The sequence below is a fragment of the Rahnella sp. 1L-D-7-B-C2 genome, from assembly GCF_057290995.1.
On the sequence record NZ_JBXAVQ010000009.1, the window covers coordinates 45,625 to 62,553 of the forward strand.

15 protein-coding genes are annotated in these 16,929 nt (G+C 53.7%); 9 read left to right on the top strand and 6 right to left on the bottom strand.

The annotated features are described in order from the left end of the window. The first annotated feature begins 198 nt into the window (after positions 1–198). Positions 199–3,096, top strand: a complete 2,898-nt coding sequence (gene rapA / locus AC0Z7K_RS15465) for an RNA polymerase-associated protein RapA (RefSeq protein ID WP_485615100.1) — start codon at positions 199–201, stop codon at positions 3,094–3,096. A gap of 69 nt (positions 3,097–3,165) precedes the next feature. Continuing rightward, positions 3,166–3,867 carry a bifunctional tRNA pseudouridine(32) synthase/23S rRNA pseudouridine(746) synthase RluA gene (gene rluA, locus AC0Z7K_RS15470; RefSeq protein WP_485615101.1) on the top strand — a complete coding sequence of 234 codons (702 nt, stop codon included), beginning with the start codon at positions 3,166–3,168 and terminating at the stop codon, positions 3,865–3,867. Between the two features lie 77 nt (positions 3,868–3,944). On the opposite strand, the gene djlA is transcribed toward rluA, so the two are convergent. Then, positions 3,945–4,766 carry a co-chaperone DjlA gene (gene djlA / locus AC0Z7K_RS15475; protein WP_485615102.1) on the bottom strand — a complete coding sequence of 274 codons (822 nt, stop codon included), beginning with the start codon at positions 4,764–4,766 and terminating at the stop codon, positions 3,945–3,947. A 181-nt stretch (positions 4,767–4,947) separates the two neighbouring features. Here djlA and lptD point away from each other — a divergent pair, with 181 nt between their 5' ends. The 6 genes from lptD to apaH all read left to right on the top strand — a co-directional run bounded on the left by lptD (position 4,948) and on the right by apaH (position 11,773). Continuing rightward, entirely contained in the window at positions 4,948–7,323 is a 2,376-nt protein-coding gene (lptD, locus tag AC0Z7K_RS15480) for an LPS assembly protein LptD (protein WP_485615103.1), read from the top strand. A gap of 66 nt (positions 7,324–7,389) precedes the next feature. Beyond that, positions 7,390–8,685 (top strand): peptidylprolyl isomerase SurA, encoded by a 1,296-nt coding sequence (gene surA / locus AC0Z7K_RS15485; RefSeq protein ID WP_485615104.1) that lies wholly within the window; start codon positions 7,390–7,392, stop codon positions 8,683–8,685. After that, positions 8,675–9,697 (top strand): 4-hydroxythreonine-4-phosphate dehydrogenase PdxA, encoded by a 1,023-nt coding sequence (gene pdxA, locus AC0Z7K_RS15490; protein ID WP_485615105.1) that lies wholly within the window; start codon positions 8,675–8,677, stop codon positions 9,695–9,697. Before surA ends, pdxA begins: the two co-directional genes overlap by 11 nt. A gap of 5 nt (positions 9,698–9,702) precedes the next feature. Then, on the top strand, positions 9,703–10,530 hold the full coding sequence (gene rsmA / locus AC0Z7K_RS15495) for a 16S rRNA (adenine(1518)-N(6)/adenine(1519)-N(6))-dimethyltransferase RsmA (protein WP_056776854.1): 828 nt from the start codon (positions 9,703–9,705) through the stop codon (positions 10,528–10,530). Positions 10,531–10,534: 4 nt separating this feature from the next. Then, positions 10,535–10,912 (top strand): Co2+/Mg2+ efflux protein ApaG, encoded by a 378-nt coding sequence (apaG, locus tag AC0Z7K_RS15500; protein ID WP_112168227.1) that lies wholly within the window; start codon positions 10,535–10,537, stop codon positions 10,910–10,912. A gap of 6 nt (positions 10,913–10,918) precedes the next feature. Continuing rightward, positions 10,919–11,773, top strand: a complete 855-nt coding sequence (gene apaH, locus AC0Z7K_RS15505; protein ID WP_485615106.1) for a bis(5'-nucleosyl)-tetraphosphatase (symmetrical) ApaH — start codon at positions 10,919–10,921, stop codon at positions 11,771–11,773. Between the two features lie 73 nt (positions 11,774–11,846). On the opposite strand, the gene folA is transcribed toward apaH, so the two are convergent. From folA to AC0Z7K_RS15520, 3 genes are all read right to left on the bottom strand, one after another. Then, positions 11,847–12,332 (bottom strand): type 3 dihydrofolate reductase, encoded by a 486-nt coding sequence (gene folA, locus AC0Z7K_RS15510; RefSeq protein WP_112168225.1) that lies wholly within the window; start codon positions 12,330–12,332, stop codon positions 11,847–11,849. A gap of 130 nt (positions 12,333–12,462) precedes the next feature. Continuing rightward, positions 12,463–12,927, bottom strand: a complete 465-nt coding sequence (locus AC0Z7K_RS15515) for a threonine/serine exporter (RefSeq protein WP_413527799.1) — start codon at positions 12,925–12,927, stop codon at positions 12,463–12,465. Then, complete coding sequence (locus AC0Z7K_RS15520) at positions 12,924–13,733, bottom strand: threonine/serine exporter family protein (protein WP_485615107.1); 810 nt, start codon at positions 13,731–13,733, stop codon at positions 12,924–12,926. The genes AC0Z7K_RS15515 and AC0Z7K_RS15520 overlap by 4 nt, the downstream gene beginning before the upstream one ends. A 105-nt stretch (positions 13,734–13,838) precedes the next feature. Between AC0Z7K_RS15520 and AC0Z7K_RS15525 the strand changes: the two genes are divergently transcribed. After that, on the top strand, positions 13,839–14,453 hold the full coding sequence (locus AC0Z7K_RS15525; RefSeq protein WP_413527797.1) for a LysE family translocator: 615 nt from the start codon (positions 13,839–13,841) through the stop codon (positions 14,451–14,453). A gap of 61 nt (positions 14,454–14,514) precedes the next feature. Here AC0Z7K_RS15525 and kefC read toward each other — a convergent pair whose 3' ends face one another. Next, positions 14,515–16,368 carry a glutathione-regulated potassium-efflux system protein KefC gene (gene kefC / locus AC0Z7K_RS15530; protein ID WP_485615108.1) on the bottom strand — a complete coding sequence of 618 codons (1,854 nt, stop codon included), beginning with the start codon at positions 16,366–16,368 and terminating at the stop codon, positions 14,515–14,517. Then, positions 16,355–16,915 carry a glutathione-regulated potassium-efflux system oxidoreductase KefF gene (gene kefF, locus AC0Z7K_RS15535; RefSeq protein WP_485615109.1) on the bottom strand — a complete coding sequence of 187 codons (561 nt, stop codon included), beginning with the start codon at positions 16,913–16,915 and terminating at the stop codon, positions 16,355–16,357. Before kefF ends, kefC begins: the two co-directional genes overlap by 14 nt. Positions 16,916–16,929: the final 14 nt, after the last annotated feature.

Sequence of the window (16,929 nt, forward strand, 5' to 3'; positions counted from 1 at the left end):
TTCGCAGGTGACGAATCGCTTACCTTCCATTACCATAGCGCCCTTTCCCATTTCTGAATCATCCTCACACAGTGAAACACTCCGCGCATTCTTGCGGGGAAAGAAGACTATTGCCCGCGCGTTATCAGAGGCATAGCAAGCATTGCGCAGTTGACGTCGCAGTTGCCACATCTGGAACACACAACACAGAGAGAGATTATGCCGTTTACATTGGGTCAACGCTGGATAAGCGATACGGAAAGCGAATTAGGATTAGGCACCGTGGTTGCAATAGATGTGCGCATGGTGACTTTGCTTTTCCCCGCCACCGGTGAAAACCGTTTGTATGCCCGAAATGATTCCCCGATCACCCGCGTGATGTTCAATACCGGTGATACCATCAGCTGCCACGAAGGCTGGCAGCTGCAAGTCGAAGAAGTCATTGAAGATAAAGGTCTGTTGACCTATATCGGCACCCGCCTTGATACCGAAGAAACCGGCGTCGCCATGCGCGAAGTGCTGCTCGACAGCAAACTGACCTTCAGCAAGCCGCAGGATCGCCTCTTCGCCGGCCAGATCGACCGCATGGATCGTTTCGCCCTGCGCTTTCGTGCCCGCAAATATCAGCGCGAACAGTTTCGTCTGGAGTTCGGCGGCCTGCGCGGCATGCGCGCCAGCCTGATCCCGCATCAGTTACACATCGCTTATGAAGTCGGTCAGCGTCATGCGCCGCGTGTTTTACTGGCCGATGAAGTGGGTCTGGGTAAAACCATCGAAGCGGGGATGATAATCCATCAGCAACTGCTGTCAGGCCGCGCCGAACGCGTGCTGATCGTGGTGCCGGAAACGCTGCAACACCAGTGGCTGGTCGAGATGCTGCGCCGCTTCAACCTGCGCTTCTCCCTGTTTGATGACGATCGCTACGCGGAATCTGTTCACGAAGCGACCAACCCGTTTGAAACCGAACAGCTGGTTATCTGTTCGCTGGACTTCGTGCGCCGCAACAAATCTCGTCTGGAGCAGCTGTCCGACGCATCATGGGACATGCTGGTGGTCGATGAAGCGCACCATCTGGTCTGGAGCGAAGACGCACCAAGCCGCGAATATCAGGTGATTGAACAGCTTTCCCAACAAATACCAAGCGTGCTGTTGCTGACCGCAACGCCGGAACAGCTCGGGCAGGAGAGCCACTTTGCGCGCCTGCGTTTACTCGATCCGGATCGTTTCCACGATTACGAAGAATTCATCGAGGAACAGCAGCAGTATCAGCCGGTCGCCGATGCCGTCACGCTGCTGCTCAATAAAGAACCGCTGACGCCACAAGCGCTGGCGCTACTGGGTGCAAGCGTCGGCAATGCCGATACCGATGCTCTGCTGACCGCCGCCAATCAGGGCGACGAGGCTGCTGCCAAACAACTGGTCTCCATGCTGATGGACCGTCATGGCACCAGCCGCGTGCTGTTCCGTAACACCCGTAACGGCGTGAAAGGCTTCCCGGATCGTCATCTGCACGCGGTAAAACTGCCGCTGCCGACGCAGTATCAGACCGCAATTAAAGTCTCGGGCATCATGGGCGCGAAAAAATCCGCCGAAGCACGTGCGCACGACATGCTGTATCCGGAGCAGATTTATCAGGAATTCGAAGGCGAGAACGCGACGTGGTGGAACTTCGACCCGCGCGTGGAATGGCTGCTCGGCTATCTGACCGCCAACCGCGACGAGAAAGTGCTGGTTATCTGTGCCAAAGCCGCCACCGCGCTGCAACTGGAGCAGGTTCTGCGTGAGCGTGAAGCGATCCGCGCCGCTGTGTTCCATGAAGGTTTGTCGATCATTGAACGTGACCGCGCCGCCGCGTACTTCGCTTCTCAGGAAGATGGCGCGCAGGTTCTGCTGTGTTCTGAAATCGGCTCCGAAGGCCGTAACTTCCAGTTTGCCAGCAAAATGGTGATGTTCGATCTGCCGTTCAACCCGGATCTGCTGGAACAGCGTATCGGACGTCTGGATCGTATCGGCCAGCAAAACAACATCGACATTATGGTGCCTTACCTCGAGCAGACCGCGCAGTCGGTGCTGGTTCGCTGGTTCCACGAAGGTCTGGATGCGTTCGAGCACACCTGCCCGACCGGCCGCACCATTTATGACAGCGCTTATGAACAGCTGATAGCTTTCCTCGCCACGCCTGCCGAGCAGGGGGGACTGGATACATTTATTCTCGAATGCCGCGCTGAGCACGATGCGCTGAAAGAGAAGCTGGAAAATGGCCGTGACCGTCTGCTGGAGATGCATTCCAACGGCGGCGAGCGTGCGCAGCAGCTGGCGCAGGAAATCGGCGAGCAGGATAACGACGTAAATCTGGTTAACTTCGCGCTAAATCTGTTCGATATCGTCGGCATCAATCAGGAAGATCGCAGCGATAACCTGATCGTACTGACACCTTCCGATCATATGCTGGTGCCTGATTTCCCGGGTCTGCCGGAAGATGGCTGCACCGTGACGTTCGATCGCGAACAGGCGTTGTCGCGCGAAGATGCGCAGTTCATCAGCTGGGAACATCCGATCGTGCGCAACGGTTTGGATCTGATCCTCTCCGGTGATACCGGCAGCTGTGCGGTTTCGATCCTGAAAAACAAAGCGCTGCCGGTGGGCACTATGCTGGCGGAGCTGATTTACGTGGTGGAATGTCAGGCACCGAAACACCTGCAGCTGACCCGCTTCCTGCCGCCGACGCCGGTTCGCATGTTGATGGACAGCAAAGGCACCAATCTGGCGGCTCAGGTCGAGTTTGAAAGCTTTAACCGCCAGCTGAATGCCATCAACCGTCATAACTCCAGCAAGCTGGTGAATGCCGTGCAGCAGGATGTACATACCATGTTGCAACAGGCTGAACCGCAGATTGCCGAGCAGGCGCGTGTACTGATTGAAGCCGCTAAAGTAGAAGCCGACGAGCAACTGACGCAGGAACTCGCCCGACTGAAAGCGCTGAAAGAAGTGAATCCGAACATTCGTGATGATGAGCTGGACGCGGTAGACTCTAACCGTAAGCAAGTGCTGGCGAATCTGAACGATGCCAGCTGGCGTCTGGATGCGATCCGCCTGGTGGTGGTCAGCCACCAGTAAGCCTGACGGGATGCAGCCGGCCTGCATCCCTCTTTCCTCCTTTTAACGCTGACACAGACTGAAACCGCTATGAGCGAACATCAACCGAACATCCCTGTCCCTTCGAACACCCGGCCGCTGGAAAACTACAATCCACCGACCGATCCCTGGTTGCAGGTGATTTTTCAGGATGAACACATCATGGTGGTTAATAAGCCAAGCGGTCTGCTGTCCGTGCCGGGGAAATTAGCGGAGCATCAGGACAGCCTGATGACCCGCATTCAGCAGGCGTTTCCGGTCGCGGAATCGGTGCATCGTCTGGATATGTCGACCAGCGGCGTGATTGTCGTCGCGCTGACCAAAGACGCCGAGCGCGAGCTCAAGCGTCAGTTCCGGGAACGCGAAACCAAAAAAGTGTACATCGCGCGCGTCTGGGGAAAGATGGAAGACGATTACGGCATCATTGATTTGCCGCTGATCTGCGATTATCCGAACAGACCGAAGCAAAAGGTGTGTCACGAGACTGGCAAAAAGGCGCTGACGCAATACGAAGTGATGTCGTGGGATGATGACGGTACAACACGCGTCAAACTGCGGCCGATCACCGGACGTTCGCATCAGCTGCGCGTTCATCTGCTGGCACTCGGGCATCCTATCCTCGGTGATAAGTTCTATGCGCATCCCGACGCACTGGCCGCCTCCCCCCGCCTGCAACTGCACGCGCAGGAGCTGTCTTTTTATCATCCGATTACTGATGCGCCACTGGTGTTTAACTGCGAACCGGATTTTTAAGGGAAGAATTTAGTCCCTGAATGTAAAAAAGGCGCTGAATTCAGCGCCTTTTTGCATTACGTTCCGGTCAGAAAATCCTACTTAAACCCTTTCTCACGCTTGATAAGGTCATACGCCGCCTGAATCGACTGCGCCTTTTCCTTCGCCATTTCCATCATTTCTGGCGGTAAACCCTTCGCCACCAGTTTATCCGGATGGTGTTCGCTCATCAGCTTACGGTAAGCACGCTTGATGGTGGTTGCATCGTCTGTAGCCTTCACGCCCAGGACTTTGCAGGCATCGGCCAGCGTCGGGCCTTGTTGTGCCTGCTGATAACCACCACCGTAAGACCGGCCGCCCTGCTGACCGCCGCCGAACTGCTGGCCGCCTTCCATCATGCGCAGGAACTGATCGAACTGCATGCGCGAAATACCGAGCTCTTCGGCGATCACATACAGCACTTCCCGTTCATTGGGGTGCAACGAACCATCGGCATAGGCAGCCTGGATTTGAATTTCCAGAAAAGTCCGTATCAGGTCGAAACGACCAAAACACGCACTGCGTAATTCCCGCATTTTCTCCCGCAACGGATAATTGGATTCTTTACCGTCGCGAAAGGCGCGCTGCGCGGCATTGCGCTGCTCGCCGTGTAACTGCATACGTTCCATATAGAGGCTGGCTATCTGGATATCGGCCTCAGTAACCCTGCCTTTCGATTTAGTCAGATTCCCCATCACCTCAAATGTGGTGCGGAAGAAGATGGTTTGACGTGTCTGTTGATCGGTGAAATAACCGCGGCGTTTTGCAGCGCGCGCGGTGTCAAACATATGCCCAATCAACAACCCTGATACAATCCCCCAGAAGCCTGTCCCTGACATATAGCCAAGGATAAGTCCGAGCAGTTTTCCCCAATACTGCATATACTCCTCAATTCGCCATGCCGTCGCTTAAAAATTGCTTTATCATAACCGGCATTTATCGTTGTGCCTAACGGCGGCAACGTAACAGGTGGGATTTAACACTAGCGCAACCATGATGAGTGAGATAGTCTCTGACCGTTTGCCGGCATGATGCCTCTGATGACGGAACACCATTTTACGTATGAAAAACAGACGTCTGAATACACGCTTACCCACAATGCTGGCCGCCACAATCTGGTCGGCATTGTACAGTCACGGCGCAATGGCCGACCTTGCTGCACAATGTATGCTCGGCGTTCCGACCTATGACAAACCTCTGGTGCAGGGTGATCCTAACTCACTGCCTGTGACCATCAATGCCGATAAGGCAACCGGCAACTACCCTGATAATGCACTGTTTAGCGGAAACGTTAACGTCGTACAGGGCAACAGTACGCTGGATGCCGATCAGGTTCAGCTCAATCAAATCGCTAATCCTAATCAGCCCACACCGACCCGTACCGCCACAGCGACCGGCAACGTGCGTTATAACGATAACCAAATCAAGCTGAACGGACCAAAGGGCTTTGCGAACCTGACCACCAAAGATACCGATGTTCAGGACGGAACGTACCAGATGGTAGGCCGTCAGGGACGGGGTGACGCCGACAAGATGAAGCAGCGTGATAATAACCGCTACACCATCATGGACAACGGCACGTTCACCACCTGTCTGCCTGGCGATAACAGCTGGAGCGTTGTAGGTTCTGAAGTGATTCAGGATCGCCAGGAGGAAGTGGCAGAAATCTGGAATGCGCGCTTCCACATCGGCCCGGTGCCGGTGTTCTACAGCCCGTATATGCAGTTGCCTATCGGCGACCGCCGCCGTTCTGGTTTCCTTATCCCGAACGCGAAATACAGCAGCAATAACGGTTTCGGTGCCACCGTTCCTTTCTACTGGAACATTGCGCCTAACTACGATGCCACCATCACGCCAAACTATATGAGTAACCGTGGTCTGCAATTGCAGAACGAATTCCGCTATCTGACCGTCGCCGGTGCAGGTTTGATGGAGTTTGACTACCTCGGTAATGATAAGAAAATTGATGACCAGTACGTCGCAGATGAAAACCGTATCAGCGACAAGACTAAACGCTGGATGTACTACTGGGTGCATTCAGGTGTTTACGATCAGGTATGGCGTTTCAACGTCGACTACACCAAAGTTAGCGACCCGTACTACTTCACCGATTTCGATTCGAAATACGGTTCAAGTACAGACGGCTATGCGACGCAAAAATTCAGCGTCGGCTATTTCAATGAAAACTGGAACGCGACGCTTGCCAGTAAACAGTTCCAGGTATTCTCCGATTACGGCAACACCAATGCTTACCGTGCCCAGCCACAGCTAGATGTCAATTATTACAAAAATGATGTGGGGCCTTTCGACCTGCATATTTATGGCCAGGCCGCGAAGTTTACCAGCGTAAACCCGGATAACCCGGAAGCCGTCCGTACTCATATCGAACCAACCATCAGCCTGCCGCTGAGCAACCGCTGGGGAAGTCTCGATAATGAAGTAAAACTGATGGCGACCCACTATCAGCAGACTATTTCGGATAATTATTACGATGCTAATCAGGATACTAAACTGCGTTCGTCGGTAAATCGTGTTATGCCTGAGTTTAAAAGCGACGGCAAAATGGTCTTTGACCGCAACATGGACTGGAACAGTGATTACACGCAAACGCTGGAGCCGCGTGTACAGTATCTTTACATCCCTTATCGTAATCAAAGCTCAATCAACGTCTATGACTCCACACTGTTACAGTCCGACTACACCGGCCTGTTCCGTGATAAGAGCTACAGTGGACTCGACCGTATTGCTTCAGCTAATCAGGTGGCAAGTGGTTTAACGACACGTATTTATGATGAAGGCCTGGTAGAACGCTTCAATGCGTCTGCGGGTCAGATTTATTACTTCCAGCCACCGCGTACCGGCGACCAGAACAGCGCACTGGATAAAAACGACGATACCGGTAGCCTGGTCTGGGCAGGTGATACCTACTATAAAATCAACAATTTCTGGGGTGTTCGTGGCGGCGTGCAGTATGACACTCGTCTGGATTCGCTGGCCGTTGGTGATGCCGTCCTTGAGTACAAAGCTGACTCAGAAAGAATGGTTCAGTTGAGCTACCGTTATGCCAGCCCGGAATATATTCAGGCTACGTTGCCTAATGTGAAAAATGCAGGCTATCAGGACGGGATTTCTCAGGTCGGTGGTATCGCCAGCTGGCCCATCGCCGATCGCTGGGCGATTGTCGGTGCTTACTATTACGATACCAAAGCACAGCAACCCGCAGACCAGTTAATCGGCCTGCAATACAACACCTGTTGCTGGGCTATCAACGTCGGCTACGAACGTAAGATCACCAACTACGACACCGTTAAGTCAGAAAGTAAGTATGACAATAAGATTGGTTTCAACATTGAACTTAGAGGCCTGGGAAACAATCAAACCCTTGGAACGAAAGAAATGTTGGCCACCGGCATACTGCCTTATCAACGCGCTTTCTAAGCCAGACGACACGTTTAACTCAGTGAACTTGAAACCCGCTTTGCGGATTAGACAAATGGAAAAAGTATGAAGAACTGGAGAACACTTCTCCTCGGCGTGACGCTTTGTGCCAGCACTGCGTTTGCAGCCCCTCAGGAAGTTGATAAAGTCGCCGCCGTTGTGAACAACGGTGTCGTGTTACAAAGTGACGTCGATAGTTTAATGCAGTCGGTTAAACAGCAAGCAGGCCAGGCTAAACAACAGCTGCCTGATGATGCGACCTTACGCCACCAGATCCTTGATCGTTTGATCATGGACCAGATCCAGCTTCAGATGGCGTCGAAAATGGGCATCACGCTGACCGATCAGGACGTGGATAAAGCCATTGCCGGTATTGCTCAGCAGAACAACATCAGCGTAGATCAGTTGCGTAGCCGTCTGGCGTACGACGGTCTGAATTACAGCACTTATCGTGCCCAGATCCGTAAAGAAATGCTGATAAGTGAAGTGCGTAACGGCGAAGTCCGTCGTCGCGTCACTATCCTGCCTCAGGAAGTGGATCAGCTGTCCAAACAGGTTGCGGCACAAAATGGCGGCAGCGCTGAGTTCAATCTCAGCCATATCCTGTTGTCACTGCCAGAAAATCCGTCGCAGGATCAGGTTGATGCTGCAGAAGAACAGGCGAAGAAAATTGTCTCCGATCTGAACAATGGTGCTGATTTCGGCAAACTGGCTATCACCTATTCAGCTGACTCACAGGCGTTGAAAGGCGGCAACATGGGCTGGGGCAAATTGCAGGAACTTCCTTCCCTGTTTGCTCAGGCGCTCAGTACCGCACAGAAAGGCCAGATTATCGGTCCAATCCGTTCAGGTGTGGGTTTTCATATTCTGAAAGTGAACGATATCCGTGGTGATAACAAAACGGTCTCCGTCACCGAAGTCCATGCACGTCACATCCTGCTGAAACCTTCTGTCGTGATGACCGACGCACAGGCTAAGGCGAAACTGGAAGAAGTTGCTACTGATATTAAAAGCGGTAAAGCGACGTTTGCTGACGAAGCTAAACAAATTTCTCAGGATCCGGGTTCTGCCCTTCAGGGTGGTGACTTAGGCTGGGCGTCTCCGGACATGTATGATCCGGCGTTCCGCGATGCGCTGATGAACCTGAAAAAAGGCCAGATGAGCGCACCAGTGCACTCTGCTTTTGGCTGGCATCTGATCGAACTGCTCGATACCCGTCAGGTCGATAAAACCGATGCTGCACAGAAAGAACGCGCTTACCGCATGCTGTTCAACCGTAAGTTTGCGGAAGAAGCACAGACGTGGATGCAGGAACAACGTGCTGAAGCGTATGTGAAAATTATGGATGGTAATGGTAAATAATACTTCCGTGACAAAATCTGTGGTCATCACCCCCGGCGAGCCTGCCGGGGTTGGGCCGGATCTGGTACTGGCGCTGGCTCAGCAGGCATGGCCTGTTGAGTTGGTGGTATGTGCCGATCCGGCCCTGCTGCTTGAGCGTGCAGAGATACTGGGTCTGACGATTCAGTTACGCGACTATGAACAGGGACGGCCTGCACAGCCTCAGGCTGCAGGTACGTTGACCGTATTGCCGGTGAAAACCGCCGCGCCAGTAACAGCGGGCAGGCTTGACGTCGCGAACAGCGCATACGTGGTGGAAACGCTCGCCAGAGCCTGTGACGGCGCAATCAGCGGCGAATTTGCTGCGCTGATCACTGGCCCGGTGCAAAAGAGCATCATCAATGATGCTGGCATTCCGTTTATCGGTCATACCGAATTCTTTGCCGATCGCAGCCACTGCGATCGTGTGGTGATGATGCTGGCGACGGAGGAACTGCGCGTCGCACTGGCGACCACGCATTTACCTTTGCTGGCCGTGCCGGGTGCCATTACCCGTCAAAGCCTGCATGAAGTGATCACCATTCTTCATCATGACCTGAAAACCAAATTCGGCATCGGTGAACCGCAGATTTACGTGTGCGGCTTGAATCCGCATGCCGGAGAAGGCGGTCATATGGGGCACGAAGAGATCGACACGATCATTCCTGCACTGGAGGAACTGCGCCAGCAGGGAATGAATCTCATCGGTCCGCTGCCCGCAGATACCCTTTTTCAGCCGAAATATTTACAACACGCTGATGCTGTTTTATCCATGTATCACGATCAGGGCCTTCCGGTGCTAAAATATCAGGGATTCGGCCGCGCAGTGAATATCACGCTTGGCCTGCCTTTTATCCGGACCTCGGTTGATCACGGTACCGCGCTTGAACTCGCCGCCACCGGCACCGCCGATGCGGGCAGTTTCAGGACAGCAATAAATCTCGCCATTCGTATGGCAATCAATACTTTTGATCCACAACAAACTGATAAATAAAAACAATGAATAGTAGAGTCCACCAGGGGCACTTTGCCCGTAAACGTTTCGGCCAGAACTTTTTAACCGATCAATTTGTGATTGATAGCATCGTGTCGGCTATTCACCCAATGCCAGGGCAAGCGGTGGTCGAAATCGGGCCCGGTCTGGCAGCGTTGACGGCACCTGTCGCTTCACGTCTGGACAGCATGACGGTTATCGAAATTGACCGAGATTTGGCCGCACGTCTGGAGAGCAATCCTAAGTTTCAGGGCAAATTACGCGTCATTCAGTCTGATGCCATGAAAATCAATTTCGCGGAACTGTCAGAAGAACTCGGCCAGCCGCTGCGCGTCTTCGGCAACCTGCCGTATAACATCTCTACCCCGTTGATGTTCCATCTGTTCACCTATACTAATGCCATCAAAGACATGCACTTCATGTTGCAAAAGGAAGTGGTAAACCGTCTGGTGGCAGGGCCGAACAGCAAGGCGTATGGTCGTTTAACCGTTATGGCACAGTATTACTGTAACGTGATCCCGGTTCTGGAAGTTCCGCCAGAATCCTTCACACCGGCACCAAAAGTCGATTCTGCCGTCGTGCGTTTGATTCCACACGACGTGATCCCGTATCCGGTTTCAGATATCCGCATTCTGAGTCGTCTGACAACCGATGCGTTTAACCAGCGTCGCAAGACAATCCGTAACAGCCTGGGTCACTTGTTCACACCAGAACAGATGAGCGCCTTGGGTCTGGATCTGTCGATGCGTGCTGAAAATATTTCTGTTGAGCAATTCTGTAAACTGGCTAACTGGTTATCTACCCGACCGAAAACAACAGAACCTCAGGAGTAGCGATATGCTTAATTCGCCCCGCGTTTGTGTTCAGGTGCAAAGTGTCTACATTGAGTCTCAGTCGATACCGGAAGAAGAGCGTTTCGTCTTCGCTTACACCATCACCATCCGCAATCTGGGGCGTTTTAATGTGCAGCTCCTGCGCCGTTACTGGCTGATCACCAACAGTAACGGTCAGCAAACGGAAGTACAGGGCGAAGGGGTTATTGGCGAACAACCATTGATCCTGCCCGGCAGTGAATTTCACTACACCAGCGGTGCTGTTTTAGAAACGCCACTTGGTACCATGGAAGGCCATTATGAAATGGTCGCACAAGACGGTGAAATCTTCCGTGTGCCTGTCCCGGTCTTCCGCCTCGCCATCCCTACACTGATAAATTAATCCCCTATGTCGACATACCTTATTGGTGATGTTCACGGCTGCATCGATGAACTCAAGGCGCTATTGGCGCAGGTGGATTTTAATCCGCAAAATGATTGTCTCTGGCTGACTGGCGATTTAGTCGCCCGTGGCCCGTCATCCCTCGAAGTTCTGCGTTTTGTCAGTGGTCTGGGCGATTCTGTACGCATGGTGCTCGGTAACCACGATCTGCATTTGCTGGCGGTTTTTGCGGGCATCAGCTTTAACAAACCGAAAGACCGTATTACGCCGCTGCTTGAGGCCGAAGACGCCGATGAGTTGATCAACTGGTTGCGACGTCAGCCGGTTCTGCAGGTGGATGAAGAGCTGAAACTGGTGATGGCCCACGCCGGCATTACTCCGCAGTGGGATCTGGAGACCGCACAGATGTGTGCGCGTGAAGTGGAAGCCGTTCTGCGCAGCGACACTTACCCGCTGTTCCTCGACGCGATGTACGGCGATATGCCGAACAACTGGCATCCGGAACTCACGGGTCTGGCGCGTCTGCGTTTTAGCACCAATGCGTTTACCCGTATGCGTTACTGCTTCCCGAACGGCCAGCTGGATATGATCTGCAAGGACACGCCTGAAAACGCGCCTAAGCCGCTCAAGCCTTGGTTTAATATTCCGGGGCCGTTGCAGAAAGCCGGATACAGTATTGCATTCGGCCATTGGGCTTCGCTGGAAGGCAAAGGTGCGCCGGAAGGAATTTATGCGCTGGACACAGGTTGCTGCTGGGGCGGTGATATGACGATGCTGCGTTGGGAAGACAAAACCTATTTCACCGAACCTTCACATCGCCGTCCTGAAAAAGAGAAAGCCGTCGTTCCAAAAGCCGAATAATCAGGCTCTTACTGCGCTTAAAAACAAAAGGCACCTTCGAAGAGGTGCCTTTTTGCTGAGTGCCGCTCTTAAATCAGGCGCGGCGGTCAAGGATCTCGAAGCAGTAGCCGTGTGAGTTCTGCTCGTCAGCGTCGTGGAATTCACTAAAGGTACTTTCCCAGTCATCTGGCTCGTAGTCAGGGAAATGCGTGTCCCCTTCCACTTCGGCATCGATATGAGTGAGATATAAGCGGTTGGCCTTCGGCAGGAACTGCTCATACACACGGCCTCCGCCCATCACCATCACTTCTTCCACACCACCGGCCGCGGCCAGAGCTGCATCAACAGACGTCACCCAGGTCACGCCTTCGTGCTCGCCAGGTTTAGAGCTGATGACAATATTCAGTCGGCCAGGTAAAGGGCGCCCTATCGACTCAAACGTTTTACGACCCATGATGACGGGTTTATTGAGCGTATTACGCTTAAACCAGGCCAGATCACCGGGTAAATGCCAAGGCATAGCGTTTTCCATGCCAATAACGCGATCGGTCGCCAGTGCGGCGATCAGGCTAATAATCATTGTGAAACCCTGTGTAGAAAAGGAATAAAACCGTGACCCGAAAAAAGAGCTGCCACTATACGGAAAGCCCTATCAGCCGTCGATAGGGAGACTCACGCTTTACAAAGATATAAGCGTACTCTTAACAGACTTACACACCGGGACGTTTGCGATACAGCCACAGCCCCGGCAAAGATAATCCAATCGATAATGCCCCGACGATAAAACTGGCCTTCAGGAAATTGGTGACCATCGTAGACATCAGCGCCTCGCTGTAGCCGAGGTGCGAAATCTCCACCATCGAAATCATCGCCGTATACGCAGAAATGCCGGGGAACATGGGGATAACGGCCGCCACTGTGAAAACTTTAGGGTGCGCCAGCAGCCATCGCGACCAGCGGATCCCTATGATGCCAATGAGTATAGCCGCCAGCAAAGAAGCCCACTCAATGTTTATCCCGCCGTGCATCATCAGCATACGGGAGCCGTGCCCCAGCGCGCCGAGCAGCGCACAGTAGCGCAACGCCCGAGGCGGGACATTGAACACCATCGCAAAACCCAGCGCCGGTACGGCGGCCAGTAACATATCCTGAATCAGTGCCCACAAAAGACTCATGACCACCCCCGTAATCCCCACAACGCCATGGCCATTACTACGCCGATGCAGGTCGCCAGCGTCAGCAGACTGGCCATCGCCCAGCGCGCCAGTCCGGTATTCACGTGGCCTTTGAACATGTCTGCCACCGCATTAATCAGTGGAAAACCGGGCACCAGCAGCAACACGCTGGCGGCCATCGCCACGTTCGACGTCAGATGAAAAAAGTCGAGACGCATGAGTAAACCGGAAATCGACGTTGCGACAAAAGCGGTGCAGCAAAAGTTGATCAGCGGATTCATGTGGCGGATGGTCAGCGTCTGGCGTACCGCCATCGCCACGCCGCTGGCTAAAAATGTCACGCTGAACGCATCCCAGCCGCCGCCGTTGAGTTTGCTAAAGCAACCGCAGGACAGCGCCACCATCAGGATCATCACCCCACGGGGATAGCGCAGCGGCTTAATATGGCTCAGACGTTTCGCCACCAGCGCGCTATCGAGCAACTTATGCTCAGCCAGAATCACCGTATGCTGTACTTCAGTCACTACCTGCATGTTGATCCCTCGATCGACATTTTTACGCGTCGAGGTCAGGCAATAGCCGCCGCACAGCGTGCTGAGCACCACGGCATTAGCGGAAATCGAGCTTTCCACCCGTTCCATGCCCAGCGCAATACCCAGCCGCGCGGGCAGTTGCTCCACCAGCATACTTTCGGCACCGTGCTGTAACAGCAGCAAGGCACATTCGATACACAGCCGGGTAATTTCACGCTGATAATGTGCCTGCGGACTTTCACGTTCCTGATATTCAACGACAGGGTCTTGCATACCGTTACCGCCCGTAAAAAAAGCCAATAAGTGTGATACGCCGGAGTGAAGATTGACGTATCATGCGGCCATATTTTGTTCTGAACATTGACGACGGTTACTTTCATGCTTGAAACCTCCCTTTTTGTTGCCAGTATCGCCTTCCTCGGCATGCTCTCTCCCGGCCCTGATTTCTTTCTGGTGATCAAAAATGCGGCTCGCTACCCTCGCGTTGCGGCACTGATGACATCGCTCGGGGTAATTTGTGGCGTGATCACGCATATGTCTTACTGCGTCGCAGGTCTGGCTGTCGTTATCACCACCACCCCGTGGCTGTTTGATTTGCTGAAATACGTCGGGGCGGCTTATCTGATTTGGGTGGGTATTCAGGCACTGTTTTCACGCAGCAACAGCAAGATGAATCTTGACGGACTGGAACCGCAGCAAGTGAAACTGCGCACGGCGTTTGTGCAGGGATATCTGTGCAACTTGCTAAATCCGAAGGCGACGCTGTTTTTCCTGGCGATGTTTACCCAGGTCTTGCAGATAGACTCCAGCATCGGCGAGAAACTCTGGTATGCCTCGATCATCGTTGGCCTTTCCACTGTCTGGTGGCCTTCACTGGCTCTCCTCATTCAGAGCGCACCGGTGCGTCGCGGTCTGGCGAAAGCGCAGAAGATTATCGATAAACTGCTGGGCGGTGTGTTGATTGGTTTAGGCATCAAAGTTGCACTCAGCTGATAACCTACAGCCATGAAAAAGCCGGTGCATTTCAGGCACCGGCTTCGGGTTTCATCCTTCGTTAACTCTTCGCTTCAATCACTTCATTCTCCGGTGCTTTGCCGTCGATACTGCCACGCCATCCCTGTTGTTGCTCTGAGGCCAGACGTTCCTGATCCTGCTCGATGGCCGCACTCAGCATGTCTTTCGCACGCTGCATACTGGCGATGCGGAACTCGGTATCTTCGTAATTCGCGATCGTTGCCTCCAGCATTTTCAGGTTGTAGCGACGGAACAGATCGGCTTTTTCGCGGGCTTCATAAGCATCCAACCCCAGCGTTTCCAGTACTTCACGGCCAACGCGCAGAGAACCTTCGAACAGCTCACGCTCCGGCGCTTCGACGCCTAACTGACGCAGTTGATACCAGTGATCGACATCTCGCGCACGGGCGATAATCCTCAGGTTCGGGAAATGCTCTTTCGCCAGCGCGGTCAGTTGCAGGTTGGCTTCGACATCATCGATAGCGTTGATCAACACTTTGGCCTGCGCGGCGCCTGCGGATTCCAGCAAATCCACACGGGTGGCATCGCCGTAAAAGACCTTGGTGCCAAACTTGCGCAGCGTTTCGATATGATCCGGGTCATGATCCAACACCACGGTATGCACGTTATTCGCCAGCAGCAAACGGCCGGCAATCTGCCCGAAGCGGCCAAAACCGGCGATGATCACCTGCGCGTTTTCATCATCGATAGTGTCCTGCGGACGATCGTCTTGCGGCGCATTACGTTCCATACGTGCGGCGAGAACCAGCAGCAATGGCGTAACCGCCATCGACAACGCTACGGCCAGCGTCAGCGCTTTCGCCCATTCAACCGGCAACACCCCGGCCATTTGTGCGGTGCTGAAAATAACGAAAGCAAATTCACTGCCCTGCCCGATGAGAATGGCAAACAGTCCACGCTGTTTTTTTGGTACGCCCAGCCACGGTGCGATCAGCCACAGCAAGGCAGCTTTCAGCGCCATAAAGCCGACCAGCAATGTGGCAATCAGCAACGGCTGATGAACCAGCGTGCCAAAGTCGATAGACATACCGACGCCGATAAAGAACAGCCCGAGCAACAAACCTTTAAACGGCTGAATATCGCTTTCCAGTGCGTGACGGTATTCGGAACTCGCCAGCAGAACCCCCGCCAAAAATGCGCCCATTGCCATCGACATACCCGCCATTTCCAGCAGAATACCGAAACCGAATACCAGAAATAGCGCCACGGCGCTGAACACTTCACGCATGCCGGAACGGGCTACAAAGTGCAGCAGCGGACGTGTGACATAACGTCCGAGCAGGATCACCAGCACCAGCGCACCGGCCACTTTCGCGGCAGAAAGTCCGAAGCTCATCAGCGTGGTGGCTTCACCGGTACTCGCCAACAAGGGGATCATTGCGACCAAAGGGATCGCCGCAATGTCCTGGAACAGCAGGACGGCAAACGCGCTGCGACCTATTGGCGCTGCGGTCAGGCTGCGTTCACTCATCGCCTGCATGGCAATGGCGGTAGAAGACAGCGCCAGCGTCAGGCCGATCAACATGGCGATTTTCCAGTCCAGACCCAGGAAGTAGCAGAATGCGCTAAGCACCACGCCACAGCCAACCATCTGAATACTGCCACCGCCAAAGACCGAAGCGCGCATGGTCCACAGACGTTTAGGATCCAGCTCCAGCCCGATGACAAACAACATCAGCACCACGCCAATCTCCGCAAAGGTCAGAATCGATTCGGCGTCCGAGACCAGCTTCAGTCCCCACGGGCCAATAATGCAGCCGGCGATGAGATAACCCAGAACTGAACCTAATCCGAGGCGTACCGCGATCGGCACAAACAATGCCGCCGACCCCAGATAAATCAGCCCTTCAATCATCAGATTATGGTTGTCCATTTTCGACCTCCGGCGCACAGCCTTCTTTCAGACTCAGGCATGCTGTTAAGCGTCGACGGTATTCTTCGCCCGCCGCTTTCAGTGCGACTTCATCGCAGATAAACGTATTGTGCACTGCAAAATACGGCTGCCAGTGCATGCCGCAGTAGACCGCCGTCGCCTGTAAAGGCTGCGCCAGCACGTCGAAATTCGGGTGATCGCCGAGTTCAAAATGATGCTCGTTTCCGCCGGTGGTCACAGCCCATAAACAATGTTTGCCGTTCAGCGCGTTGCCTTCATGGCCGTAAGCCCAGCCATGTTCCAGAACTTTATCGATCCAAAGTTTTAGCAACGGCGGCAGGCTATACCATTGGATAGGATGCTGGAACACCACCATATCGGCACGTTCAACGGCTTTCTGTTCGGCATTCACATCGATGTTGAAGTCGGGGTAAAGATCGTACAGCGAACGGATTTCTACGTTCGGCAGGTCTTTTACCGCCGCGAGTAATCCCTGATTGGCCCGCGAATGGCGCGGATAAGGATGGGCGTAAATGATTAAAATCATGCAGGTCTCTTGTC

Excerpts from the sequence above, each read along its gene's own strand:
- apaG (WP_112168227.1), top strand. The coding sequence starts at position 10,535 with ATGCTTAATTCGCCCCGCGTTTGTGTTCAGGTGCAAAGTGTCTACATT.
- pdxA (WP_485615105.1), top strand. The coding sequence starts at position 8,675 with ATGGTAAATAATACTTCCGTGACAAAATCTGTGGTCATCACCCCCGGC.
- surA (WP_485615104.1), top strand. The coding sequence starts at position 7,390 with ATGAAGAACTGGAGAACACTTCTCCTCGGCGTGACGCTTTGTGCCAGC.
- rluA (WP_485615101.1), top strand. The coding sequence starts at position 3,166 with ATGAGCGAACATCAACCGAACATCCCTGTCCCTTCGAACACCCGGCCG.
- AC0Z7K_RS15515 (WP_413527799.1), bottom strand. The coding sequence starts at position 12,927 with ATGAGTCTTTTGTGGGCACTGATTCAGGATATGTTACTGGCCGCCGTA.
- kefC (WP_485615108.1), bottom strand. The coding sequence starts at position 16,368 with ATGGACAACCATAATCTGATGATTGAAGGGCTGATTTATCTGGGGTCG.
- rapA (WP_485615100.1), top strand. The coding sequence starts at position 199 with ATGCCGTTTACATTGGGTCAACGCTGGATAAGCGATACGGAAAGCGAA.
- AC0Z7K_RS15525 (WP_413527797.1), top strand. The coding sequence starts at position 13,839 with ATGCTTGAAACCTCCCTTTTTGTTGCCAGTATCGCCTTCCTCGGCATG.
- AC0Z7K_RS15520 (WP_485615107.1), bottom strand. The coding sequence starts at position 13,733 with ATGCAAGACCCTGTCGTTGAATATCAGGAACGTGAAAGTCCGCAGGCA.
- kefF (WP_485615109.1), bottom strand. The coding sequence starts at position 16,915 with ATGATTTTAATCATTTACGCCCATCCTTATCCGCGCCATTCGCGGGCC.
- lptD (WP_485615103.1), top strand. The coding sequence starts at position 4,948 with ATGAAAAACAGACGTCTGAATACACGCTTACCCACAATGCTGGCCGCC.
- apaH (WP_485615106.1), top strand. The coding sequence starts at position 10,919 with ATGTCGACATACCTTATTGGTGATGTTCACGGCTGCATCGATGAACTC.
- djlA (WP_485615102.1), bottom strand. The coding sequence starts at position 4,766 with ATGCAGTATTGGGGAAAACTGCTCGGACTTATCCTTGGCTATATGTCA.
- folA (WP_112168225.1), bottom strand. The coding sequence starts at position 12,332 with ATGATTATTAGCCTGATCGCCGCACTGGCGACCGATCGCGTTATTGGC.
- rsmA (WP_056776854.1), top strand. The coding sequence starts at position 9,703 with ATGAATAGTAGAGTCCACCAGGGGCACTTTGCCCGTAAACGTTTCGGC.